General features: G+C 62.6%; 11 protein-coding genes. 3 read left to right on the top strand and 8 right to left on the bottom strand.

Features of this window, described 5'->3' with window-relative positions; all coding sequences use genetic code 11:
* Positions 1–44 precede the first annotated feature (44 nt).
* The 6 genes from AC1Q61_RS29375 to AC1Q61_RS29350 all read right to left on the bottom strand — a co-directional run bounded on the left by AC1Q61_RS29375 (position 45) and on the right by AC1Q61_RS29350 (position 5,740).
* Entirely contained in the window at positions 45–350 is a 306-nt protein-coding gene (locus AC1Q61_RS29375) for a DUF2469 domain-containing protein (RefSeq protein ID WP_003942715.1), read from the bottom strand.
* A 37-nt stretch (positions 351–387) separates the two neighbouring features.
* Positions 388–1,068: a ribonuclease HII gene (locus AC1Q61_RS29370; RefSeq protein WP_076948478.1), complete on the bottom strand. Its 681-nt coding sequence runs from the start codon at positions 1,066–1,068 to the stop codon at positions 388–390.
* A 50-nt stretch (positions 1,069–1,118) separates the two neighbouring features.
* Positions 1,119–1,922, bottom strand: coding sequence for a signal peptidase I (gene lepB, locus AC1Q61_RS29365; RefSeq protein ID WP_003942787.1), 804 nt, complete (start codon positions 1,920–1,922; stop codon positions 1,119–1,121).
* Between the two features lie 55 nt (positions 1,923–1,977).
* The gene (gene rplS / locus AC1Q61_RS29360) at positions 1,978–2,319 is read right to left on the bottom strand and encodes a 50S ribosomal protein L19 (RefSeq protein ID WP_003942791.1); all 342 of its coding nucleotides are present in this window, start codon (positions 2,317–2,319) and stop codon (positions 1,978–1,980) included.
* Between the two features lie 89 nt (positions 2,320–2,408).
* Positions 2,409–3,296 carry a hypothetical protein gene (locus tag AC1Q61_RS29355; RefSeq protein ID WP_003942742.1) on the bottom strand — a complete coding sequence of 296 codons (888 nt, stop codon included), beginning with the start codon at positions 3,294–3,296 and terminating at the stop codon, positions 2,409–2,411.
* Between the two features lie 104 nt (positions 3,297–3,400).
* Positions 3,401–5,740: a Tex family protein gene (locus tag AC1Q61_RS29350; RefSeq protein ID WP_047271289.1), complete on the bottom strand. Its 2,340-nt coding sequence runs from the start codon at positions 5,738–5,740 to the stop codon at positions 3,401–3,403.
* A gap of 75 nt (positions 5,741–5,815) precedes the next feature.
* On the opposite strand from AC1Q61_RS29350, the gene AC1Q61_RS29345 reads away from it, so the two are divergent.
* Complete coding sequence (locus AC1Q61_RS29345) at positions 5,816–6,802, top strand: serine hydrolase (RefSeq protein ID WP_007729299.1); 987 nt, start codon at positions 5,816–5,818, stop codon at positions 6,800–6,802.
* A gap of 26 nt (positions 6,803–6,828) precedes the next feature.
* Here AC1Q61_RS29345 and rffA read toward each other — a convergent pair whose 3' ends face one another.
* Together rffA and AC1Q61_RS29335 are read right to left on the bottom strand one after the other, a co-directional pair.
* Positions 6,829–7,971: a dTDP-4-amino-4,6-dideoxygalactose transaminase gene (rffA, locus tag AC1Q61_RS29340; RefSeq protein ID WP_003942806.1), complete on the bottom strand. Its 1,143-nt coding sequence runs from the start codon at positions 7,969–7,971 to the stop codon at positions 6,829–6,831.
* Complete coding sequence (locus AC1Q61_RS29335; RefSeq protein WP_042924429.1) at positions 7,961–8,947, bottom strand: glycosyltransferase; 987 nt, start codon at positions 8,945–8,947, stop codon at positions 7,961–7,963. The genes rffA and AC1Q61_RS29335 overlap by 11 nt, the downstream gene beginning before the upstream one ends.
* Before the next feature lie 172 nt (positions 8,948–9,119).
* Between AC1Q61_RS29335 and AC1Q61_RS29330 the strand changes: the two genes are divergently transcribed.
* Positions 9,120–11,318, top strand: a complete 2,199-nt coding sequence (locus AC1Q61_RS29330) for a hypothetical protein (protein ID WP_215515851.1) — start codon at positions 9,120–9,122, stop codon at positions 11,316–11,318.
* A complete protein-coding gene (locus tag AC1Q61_RS29325) occupies positions 11,315–11,761 on the top strand; it encodes a GtrA family protein (RefSeq protein ID WP_030535434.1) in 447 nt (148 codons plus the stop codon). The genes AC1Q61_RS29330 and AC1Q61_RS29325 overlap by 4 nt, the downstream gene beginning before the upstream one ends.
* Positions 11,762–11,765: the final 4 nt, after the last annotated feature.

Genomic DNA, 11,765 nt, shown 5'->3' with positions numbered 1-11,765 from the left:
GGGGGGGCCCACTTCGTTGTCGAGATCAGTTTGGCAAGCGCAGATCAGTCAGGAAGGCGCAGATCCGGCTTGTCCAGCTCTTCGATGTTGACGTCCTTGAAGGTCACGACGCGTACGTATTTCACGAATCGCGCCGGGCGGTACATGTCCCACACCCAGGCGTCGGACATCCGCAGCTCGAAGTAGATCTCCCCGTCTGAATTGTGGGGCAGCAACTCGACCGTGTTGGCCAGGTAGAAACGTCGTTCGGTCTCCACGACGTAGGAGAACTGTCCGACGATGTCCCGGTATTCACGGTAGAGCGACAGCTCCATCTCGGTTTCGTACTTCTCGAGATCCTCGGCACTCATCGGTTTAGCCAGTCCTCCCAGTTCGTCTGAACGTCCATCATCCCGTACGGCCCGCGCGTTGTTCCAACCGGACTCCCGCAGCCACCACGTTGGCATAGGTCATGCGGTGCTCGGGGCACGGCCCCAGCGCGTCGAGAGCGTCCATGTGCAGTGGCGTGCTGTATCCCTTGTGAATCGCGAAGCCGTATCCCGGATGAGTGTCGTCCATCTCGGTCATCACACGATCTCGGGTCACCTTCGCGAGAACGCTTGCCGCAGCGATACATGCAGCGGCGCCGTCACCGCCGATGACGGGTAGCGACGGAGCCGTCAGACCCGGAACCCGGAATCCGTCGGTGAGAACGTAGCCCGGTTCGAGGTCGAGGCCCGCAACTGCTCGCCGCATCCCCTCGATGTTGGCGACGTGGATGCCGATCTGATCGACTTCCGCAGCGGGAACAGAGATGACACTCCACGCCAAAGCCAAGCGCTTGATCGCCGGGAAAAGCTCCTCGCGCGCACGTTCGGTCAGCTTCTTCGAATCGTCGAGCCGCGCGAGGGCTGCTTGCGGTTTCGGCGCCAGGACACACGCTGCAATGACAAGTGGACCAGCGCACGCTCCGCGCCCGGCTTCGTCGACGCCGGCCACCGGACCGAGTCCGGTTCGCGCCAACGCAGACTCCATCGTCCGCAGACCTGCCGATCTGCGAATGACAACGCGAGGGGGCCAACTACTCACTGTCTCTGCCTACTCGGAACTACGCGAATCCATGTGTGCGGTCCGACAACTCAGTTGCCCTGAATATCAGGCGCATCGATGCCGCCCATTCGCGACGGGGGAAGGACGATGAATCGCGCTTGACCGATGATGTTGTCGATCGGGACGGTTCCCTGGAACTCGTCGTCGACGTGGTAGCGCGAGTCGGCGGAATTGCTGCGGTTGTCACCCATGACCCACACGTGGCCCTCGGGAACGGTGATCGGCCCGAAGCAGCGGCCCGACTTCAGTTCGGTGTCACACGTCTGTGTTCCCGGGGTGAACGGGAAATCCATCTTGATGTACGGCTCGTCGAGCGGCTTGCCGTCGACCAGGACTCGGCCCTGATCGTCACAGCATTCGACGGTCTGGCCGCCGGTAGCGATCACTCGCTTGACCAAGTCGTTCTCGTCCGGCGGAACGAGGCCGACCCACGAACCGACCTCTTGAATGCCGCGGACGACAACGTTGTCGGACCGATTGGACACATATTTCGTGTTCCACGAATCGGGTCCCTTGAAGACGACGACGTCGCCGGGTTCCGGATCGCCGAAGCGGTATCCGATCTTCTCCACCACGATGCGGTCACCGGTACATCCCGCACAGCCGTGCAGTGTCGGTTCCATCGACTCGGATGGGATGAGAAAAACTCTGAAGACAAATGCCTGAAGGACGATGCTGAGTACCAGCGCTACGCCGATCAGAACAGGGAGTTCTCGCAGAAACGATCGCTGTTTCTTCTGCGGCCGATGTGAGGTCGGTTCCGCGGAACCGCTTGATCCCTCGTGATTCTCGGGTCCGGACGACAATGCCTGCTCCTTCGAAGAATCTGCCACAGAAACCAGATTAGCCCGACACCGCGCGTACGCGGTGCCGGGCTCATCGGAAAGATCAGCGCTTTTCCTTGATCTTCGCCTTCTTGCCACGAAGCTCACGGAGGTAGTACAGCTTGGCGCGACGGACGTCACCGCGGGTCAGAACCTCGATGGAGGCCAGCGTGGGGCTGTGAACCGGGAAGGTGCGCTCGACGCCGACGCCGAAGGAGACCTTACGGACGGTGAAGGTCTCGCGAACGCCGCCGCCCTGGCGACGAATAACGACGCCCTTGAAGACCTGCACGCGCTCCTTGGAGCCTTCGATAACCTTGACGTTCACGTTGAGCGTGTCGCCGGGACGGAACTCGGGGATGTCGTCGCGGAGCGACTTTTTGTCCAGGAAGTCCAGGGTGTTCATATGTCATCCTTGTATTTCGCAGGAGCAGAGGAACCGAGCGGCACGCGTTTCGGTCTCCCGAAACGGCGCTCGTCTGGTTCGTGCCCAGATCAAGTGCTGCTGCCTGGTCCAGGCAACCCGTCCATTGTGCCAGACGCGGATACCAGCGGGGAAATCGGTGGCGGCGGAGCTGCGTGGATGGTGTGGTCCAGTTCCTGCTCGGCCGCGGTCATCGCATGTTCGACGCTCGGCGATCCGGCTATCAGATCCTGGACGTAGATCTTGGCCCTGATGACCGGTCGCCGCCACTTCCGCTCACGCTCGAGCGCGCGGTTCATCCGTTTAGGCTTGCGCGTGTACCGCCAGCGAGCCCACGGCGCACCCGGCCGGCTCAGGCGGACCGCTCCGATTACCAGCAACGGGAAAACGAACAGACCGACGAGCCCCGTCCAGATCTTCCCCTTGAGAATCACGATGGCTGCCAAGGCGAAGTTGATCAACGCGACGAAAACGAAGACCAACTTGATCCACGGATCGCGTTCTTCACGGAATCCGGCGACGTCGAGAAGTTCGAGCGGGCGGAAACCCAGCAGCACCAGGCCGGTCACGGCGATCGCGACGAAGACCGCATCCACCGAGGTCCGACCTTGTTCGGACCAGTACACGTCCTTCAGATAGAAGATCAGTGCGAACTCGTCGAGCACCAACGCCGCACCCATACCGAAGATCGCCGCCAGGACGGCACCGGTGGTCTGCGAACCATCGACGTAGACCGCGATCAACGCACCACCGGAGATCATCATGGCGATCACACCGAACACGACGTGATGCACATGCTGGCCTCCGGGCGCGATGTTGCCCGGCCACCATTTCACTTGCGCGCGAATCATCCGGACGCTGAGGCGGATGAAAAGGAAGGCGGACAGGAACCCGAGCAGGAAGAACAGCAACGGCAATCGGCCATGGGCGATGATCTCGCGCTCGAGCCACTCCCGCATCACTGTCCTCCCTTCACCGAATTCATGATCCGACCCTGATCGGATTCATACCGCCAACCGACTCGATTGTGACGATACGGACTTCGAAAACCCGGCGGACGGATTTACTTGCCGAAGCCCGCCTTGCGCAGAGCGTCGGCCATCGACCCGGCAGCAGGCGCGCGGTTGTCCGGTCGCTGCTCGCGTCCGCCCTGGCGTCCGCCATTTCCTCGTTGCTGACCCTGCCCCTGACGCTGGCCCTGCGGCTGGCCCTGACGCTGGGGTTGCCCACCTCGCTGGCCTTCGGACTTGCGGGGCGCTCCCACCTCGTCGTCGAGACGAAGCGTCAGCCCGATGCGTTGGCGTGCCTCGTCCACTTCGAGGACCTTCACCTTGACGACGTCACCTGACTTGACGACCTCGCGTGGGTCCTTGACGAAGTTGTGTGACATCGCCGAGACGTGAACCAGACCGTCCTGATGAACTCCGATGTCGACGAAGGCACCGAAGGCTGCGACGTTGGTGACCACGCCTTCGAGGGTCATGCCGGGCTTGAGATGCGCGACCTTCTCGATACCTGCGGCAAAGGTTGCGGTCTTGAATTCGGGTCGTGGATCTCGTCCCGGCTTCTCCAACTCGGAGATGATGTCGGTGACGGTCGGTAGACCAAATCGCTCGTCGACGTAGTCGGACGCCTTGACCGATCGAAGTGCCTGCGAGTTTCCGATCACGGTGCGCACGTCCCCGCCTGCACTCGCGACGATCTTGCGAACCACCGGATATGCCTCCGGGTGGACGCTCGACGCGTCGAGAGGGTCGTCGCCGTCGGTGATCCGCAGGAAGCCTGCGCACTGCTCGAATGCCTTGGGTCCCAGGCGGGAGACATCCTTGAGACCCTTGCGGGATTTGAACGGACCGTTCTGGTCCCGATGCGCGACGATGCTCTCTGCAAGGGATCCTGCAATTCCGGACACCCGAGCAAGCAGCGGCACGGACGCGGTGTTGACGTCGACGCCGACCGAGTTGACGGCATCCTCGACGACGGCGTCGAGGGAACGCGAGAGCAGCGATTCGGTGATGTCGTGCTGGTACTGACCGACGCCGATGGACTTGGGATCGATCTTGACCAACTCCGCCAACGGATCCTGCAGGCGACGCGCAATGGACACCGCACCGCGAATCGAGACGTCGAGGTCGGGAAGTTCCTGCGACGCGTAGGCCGAAGCCGAGTACACCGATGCGCCTGCCTCGGAGACGACGATCTTGGTCAGGTTGGGCGCGCCGGTCTTCTTGATCAGTTCGGTAGCGAGCGTGTCGGTCTCGCGTGAGGCCGTGCCGTTGCCGATGGCGATCAGTTCGACGCCGTGTTCGGCGACCAGTCGGGCAAGCGTCGCGAGAGCCGCGTCCCACTTGTTCTGCGGCTGGTGCGGGTAAATCGTCTCGTAGGCAACAACTTTGCCGGTTCCATCGACGACGGCAACCTTCGTTCCGGTGCGGAATCCGGGGTCGAGTCCCATGGTGGGTCGGGCGCCGGCGGGAGCTGCGAGGAGTAGATCCTTGAGGTTGGTGGCGAAGACGTCGACGGCGTCCTTTTCGGCCGACTGCCGCAGACGCATCCGAGTGTCGATACCGAGCGTGACGGCGAACTTCGTCTTCCACGCCCACTTGACGGTGTCGAGAAGCCACCCGTCGGCGGCCCGACCACGGTCGGCGATCTCGAACCGCGACGCGATGCGGCCTTCGTAGACCGTGCGCTCCCCCGGCGCGAGTTCTTCGGTGTCTGCCGCCATGTTGAGCGACAGCACTTCTTCCTTCTCGCCGCGCAGGACGGCGAGGATGCGGTGCGAGGGCAATTTGGAGAACGGTTCCGAGAACTCGAAGTAGTCAGCAAACTTCGAGCCATCGGTTTCCTTGCCCTTGCGGACCGAGGAGACGACCTGGCCGCGATTCCACATCAGCTCACGCAATTCACCGACCAGATCGGCGTCCTCGGCGAAGCGCTCGACGAGGATCGACCGGGCACCGTCGAGCTGCTCGTCCGAATACTTCGCGGGATCGGTGGTGGGATCTCCGATGAGAGCATCGGCGACGGGCTCGTGGCCGGCCTCGCGGGCGATCTGCGCCTTGGTGCGCCGCTTCGGCTTGAAGGGGAGGTAGATGTCCTCCAGCCGCGCTTTCGTCTCGGCCAGCATGATCTGACCGCGCAGTTGATCGTCGAGTTTGCCCTGAGAGTCGATCTCCGTGAGCACGGCGTCACGACGGTCGTCGAGCTCGCGGAGATACCGCAGCCGCTCGTCCAGGAGTCGCAGCTGGGCGTCGTCGAGCGTGCCGGTGACTTCCTTGCGGTACCGGGCGATGAAGGGCACCGTGGCTCCGCCGTCGAGAAGGTCGACTGCTGCTGCAACCTGGCCTTCGCGGACGTCGAGTTCCTCGGCAATGCGCTGGTTCACGGTCTTGAGAATCACGAGATCCGACCCTACCGCTATCCTGAGACAAGAAGATCGGCAACAGTGCCGTGTCAGGGCTACCGGGGGAAACAAATGAGTACGCGGTACGTCCGGATTGCCGCAATGGTGGCCGCAGTTACTTTTGCGGCTTCGTGCAGCGGTGGACAGAACCCGGATGATCCGATGCAGACCCCCGCCTTTCCCGACACCAATGTTCCGGTAGCCGAGACCCTCGACGGCCGTCTGGGACAGGCTCAGGTGGCTGCGCTCGGGCGTGGTGCGGACGTCTCCATCGCCATCCTCGACCGCTCCTCGGACAAGTACCTCGACGTCGCCGGTGACCAGCAGATCGAAACAGCCTCGGTGGCAAAACTTTTCATCGCCGAGGATCTACTTCATCAGGATGCGCGCGGTGAGCGACCCATCACGGACGACGATCGCACCCTCATGGCGGCGATGCTCGAATCCTCCGACGACACCGCAGCCAACCTCCTGTGGGACGAGGTCGGCGGCCAAGAGGTGATCACCCGCGTCGCCGAGCGTTACGCACTGACCGCGACGACGCCGCCCTGGGACGGAATGTGGTGGAACACCGAGACCACGACACGTGACCTGGTCACCTTCTACAGCGGTGTCCTCGACGACTCCGATCAACTCGGACCTGAACGGGTCGAGCAGTTCGTCGAGTACCTGCGGCAATCCACTCCCGAAGGAACCGACGGTTACGACCAGAGATTCGGCCTGCCCGAGGCCTTGTTCGGCGAGCCCGTCATAGGAGTCAAACAGGGCTGGATGTGCTGTGTCGAGGACAAGTGGATCCATCTGTCCACCGGCATCGTCGGTGACGACAACCGATACATCATCGCGATCGGTTCGCGAGAAGACGTCCAGTACACGGATGAGGACAGCTTCTATCCCGACACCTCGTTCACCGATGCCGTCGACGACGAAAGTGCACTGCACGCACGCGACACGGTCACCGGCGTCACGCAGATTCTCTTCCCGAGCGGAAGCATCGACGACTGGGCAGCGGCATCCACGACCGCGGATTCGGCGATGCCCGAAGCTTCCGGGCCCTGATTCGATCCACGCGGTCGTGTTCGTCCTCAAGCCTGCTTGTACTCGAGCACCGAACCGATGACACGGTCCTGTTGTTCGAACGTGAGCATGGGCCACAGCGGCAGTCGAAGGATCGACGCGGAGAACTCGGCACTACGCACGCACGGCTGCGGTGTTCGTCCGTAGCGCACACCGGCCGCACTCGTATCGAGCGGAACGTAGTGGAACGGCGCCACGATTCCGTCACCGGCAAGGTGCCGAATCAAGCCGTCACGGCTCTCTTCGGTCGGCATCTTGAGATAGAACAGGTGCGCAGTGTGCTCGCGATCATCGGGCACCGCCATGGGCACGACACCGTTCGCGGCCGCCCACTCGCCCAGACTCACGCTGTAGGCATCCCAGACGCGATGCCTGGCCGCCTGAATCGCGTCGAACTCGGAGAGTTGTGCGTCGAGGACGGCGGCATTGAGTTCACTGGGCAGATAACTCGACCCGATGTCCTGCCACGAATACTTGTCGACCTGCCCGCGCAGGAAACGCGCACGGTCGGTCCCCTTCTCACGGATGATTTCGGCGCGAGTCATCAACTGATCGTCGGAGAGCAACAGCGCGCCGCCCTCACCGCAGTGAACGTTCTTTGTGTCGTGAAAACTCTGCGTTCCGATAGTTCCGATGGTGCCGAGCGAGCGCCCGCGCCACTTTCCGCCGAGTCCGTGAGCGTTGTCTTCGATCAACGCAACGCCGTGGAGTTCCGCGAGGTCGAGGAGAGGTTCCATGTCCGCGGCGACTCCGCCGTAATGCATGACCAGTACAGCTTTGGTGCGTTCGGTGATCGCCGCCGCGACGCACGCCGGGTCGATGTTGCCGGTACTCGGATCGATGTCGACGAAAACAACAGTGGCCCCGCGCAACGCGACGGCGGTCGCCGCCGAACTGAACGCGAAGCTCGGAACTATTACCTCGTCGCCCGGGCCCAATTCGAGCAGCAGCGCACCCAATTCGAGTGCATGCGTGCACGAGGTGGTCAGCAGAGCATGCGTGGATCCGGTGATCGCCTTGAGCGCTGCAGTCGCGGACTTGGTGAAACGTCCGTCACCGTGAATGTGGTCGGACTCCAGAACCGTTGCCAGATTCGACAATTCGTTCGATGCCCGATAGGGGCGGGAGAAGATGATGCGATCAGTGCTCAAGACTACGCCGATCGATCGAGGTTCCGGGCCGCGGGGAGTCGACAGTCAGATACAGCGGCTTTCCGACAAGGACGTGCAGTGCCACACCGAGATATTCGGCAATGAGCCCGAGCGAGAACAGGATCGCACCCGAACAGACCAGCAGCGCCATGATGATCGACGCCCATCCTTCGGGATCATTGTTGTCGCCGGTCATGGCCCCGATGAAGATCACCGCGGCCATGATCACGCCGGCCGACGCCAGGGTGACTCCGAGCAGGCTGACCAGCCGCAGACCGCGTGTTCCGCTACACAACACCATCTTCCAGAACAACGAGAACAAACGGCGGTAGTTGTACCCGGATTCTTCGCGGCCTTCGGCTCGAAGTGTCACCGGCGCCGTGGCCGTGTTACCGACAACCCACGTCAGCGCAACGTCCAGATACACGCCGTTGGCCGCGACGCCGGCCAACTGTCGGCCGATGTCACCGCGGATCAGGCGATAACTTTCGAATCTCGTCGAATCAGGGAACGCGAATACCGTCGCCAAGACGATCTTTGCGCCGCGCGAGGTCAGGTTCCGCAAGAATCCGTGCGGGCGTGTGTTCGTGGGTTTGGAATACACGAGATCGGATCGCTCCGTCAGCGCGGTGTCGAGGAAAGCCCCGATGTGCACCGGGTCGTGCTGGCCGTCCTCGTCCATCGTCACGATCCACTGTCCAGTTGCAGCGGCCATGCCGGCGATGGTCGCCGCGTCCTGGCCGTAGTTGCGGCTGAGCCACACGACACGCACCTGCTCGAAACGGCGCTCCAATTCGAGTAACACGACGTCGGAGCGATCCGGGCCGTTGTCGTGAACCAGCACGATCTCGTCGACGGAGAACTGCGCACCACCGGGCGTCGCACTCGGTGTGCCCAGGCCGTCCAACTCCTCGACGAGCGCCGTGATCGTCTTTTCGCCCTGATAAACGGGCACTACGACGGAAATCGAGTGCACTCGCTTCCACTCCCTTCAGGGGGCTCGACTGGCGCCGAGAGACAGGCACGATCGGGCCCACACCGTCGCGAACTTTAACACGCAGAGATGTCTTGACTTCGGATGCCGGCGGCGCGTGACGCGCTCGCGTCTCCGTACGCCCCACCTGCCCTGTTAAGGTCTGGAACTCGTGGTGGAAACTCGCACTCTCGCCCGGGCAGACGTGTACAAGTGGGGCGCCGTCACGGCGATCGGTGTCATCGCCGGTTATCTGGCCGTGGTGCTCGCGAATGCTCGTCACTTCTACACCGACGACACCGAGTCCCAATACGCGCCGCTGTGGGTCATGCTCGGCCGCAGTCTGCGAGAAGGACACCTCCCGGTGCTCGTCCCCGAGAACTGGATGGCGGGCAACTACGCGATCGAGGAAGCAGGCCTTCTCAATCCACCGCAACTCCTGATCGACCTGATCGCACCGTCCTTCGACAACCTGGCGTTGTACGCGACGATCGTGAAGTTGATCTTCGCGATCATCCTTGCACTCGGCGTCTATCGGATCTGCCTCGAGTACGGCTCGAAGCCCACGTGGGCTGCCGTCGCCGGCGTCTCGATTCCGTTCACCGGTTTCCTGCTGTTCTTCGACTCGGCCAGTTGGATGACTGCCTTCACCGGCACTGCCTGGATGGTTCAGGCGTGGGCGTCGGCAATCCGCTACGCCCGAGGTAAGAGCGGTCCGATCCCGACCTTCGTGTTCTTGTATCTCGCGATGTCGGTCCAATATGTTTTCCCCGCAGTCGAATCCGGCTTGATGATCGGCGCGGTCGCAATCGGCGAAGTTGTCTATCAGCGGCGTTGGCTGCCGTCACTGCGGCTTCTGGCGGTGTCCGCGTGTGCCGCTCTGGCCGGTCTCGCGACGTATCTGCCGAGCCTGCTCACCGCGGACGTCACCTGGCGCGGTGCATCCGAAGTCAAGAACGATGCATTCCTCGCCGTCCCGTGGTCGGAATCGCTGAACGCGAGCCTGCCGAGCACGATGCCCGCGTTCACCTCGTGGTGGGGATACATCCAGACCATGCCCATGGTCTACATCGCCTGGTTCCTCATACCCGCCCTGGCATTCATCGACTGGGGCAAGGCACGCGCCGCGGCACGCGAATTGACCGCCGTCGGGATCTTCACGGTCGCCGTCCTCATGTGGACTGCCGGGCCGAGCACGATCGGCCCACTGCGGTGGCCCGCGCGCGTACTTCCGATGGTGGCCATCGGACTCCTGCTTCTGGTGTGCATCCTGCTCGGGCGTTACGCCACGACCGACAAGTTGCGCGGGCGCTGCGTTGCAGCGGGAATCCTCGTGGGCCTGCTTCTGATTCGGTCAGCCTCGGCAGCTCCCGGGCTCGCGAAATGGCATGTGATCTCAGCCCTGCTCGTTGCCGCACTCGGCGCCGCGATGGTCTGGCTCGGCCGTACCAAAGGCACTGCTTTCGCATGCCTCGTAGCGATCGTCGCGGTCTCCCCCATCGCCTACGCCCAGGTTCGGGCCGCGCAACCAACCCCGATGAGCTGGAACCTGCCCGAATCCCGCTCGGAGATGAAAGAGGCCTTCCCCGACTTCGAAGGCACGACACTGCAACTGGGCGACCGTGCACTCATCGCACCCGGGGACAAAACCCTCGACGGAGCGTACGGTTCCCTGGCTTTCGGCAACTACCCCAAAGACCTCGAACTGACCTACACCAGCGGCTACACCCCCAACGGGCACTTCTACTTCGGTGATCTGCTCTGCATGCGCTGGGACATGAGCGTCTGCCCCGACGCCTTTCGGCGCGCATTCACCGTCGAACCCACCACCGGCCGCACCATCGTCGACCTGATGAACGTGGACCGCGTCGTACTTCAGAACGCTCTCTACCCCGATGCACGCAAGAACCCGGCTCCCGACGGGTGGACATGGGTGGACTACCCCGGTCACGAGAACTACATCTCCGTGCTCGAACGCGTCGACGGCCCCGTCTCGACACGAAACGGCCGCATCGCCGATACCCGTGGCGTCGAAGCTGTTTCGACCGCGGAATCGAACATGTCGAGCACCCTTCGTGTCAGTTCGGAGACCGGCGGCAAGGTTGTGTTCGCACGGCTCGGCTGGCCCGGATATCGGGCGAGCATCGACGGTCAGCCTGTCCCGATCGACGTCGTCGCGAAGTCCTTTGTCACCGTGGACATTCCCGCCGGGACGAAGGACGCAGAGCTTGTCCTGACGTGGCGTCCCCCGGGATGGAAGGTCGGCGGCGCTTCGATGGTCGCCGGAGTCCTCGGACTCGGCGTGCTCGAGTGGATGTATCTGCGGACCCGACGCAAGGACGGGATCAACACCGTGAAAACCGAGTCTTCATGACCGAAGACATCGCATCACCCGAGAACCCCGGCCCACTGCTTCGGGTGGTCAAGCATCAACCCATCGCATTTGCCATTGTCGGAGTGGCTAATACGGCGATCGGATACGTGCTCTTCGTGATCTGGACACTGATCCTCGACAACAAGGATCTGTATCAAGTGGCTGTGATCGGCGCGTACTCCATCAGCGTCCTCATCGCTTTCGTTCTGCATCGGACTCTCGTTTTCCGCGTCCGCGGACATGTGGCACGCGACCTGGGAGCGTTCATCGTCGTCAATTCCGGTGGCCTGGTGCTGAATCTGATACTCGGAACAATCGCGGTGTCGATTCTGCATGCCCCGCCGCTTCCCGCCCAGGCGGTTGTCATGCTGATCGTCGCCGGTGTGAGCTTCTTCGGTCATCGATACTTCTCGTTCCGCCGCAAACCTGCCGAACGACACTGACCTT

The sequence above is a fragment of the Rhodococcus sp. MPR-R1B genome (assembly GCF_058793255.1).
Note: the sequence above shows the minus strand (reverse complement) of the source record. Positions and strands in the feature narration are given on the sequence as shown.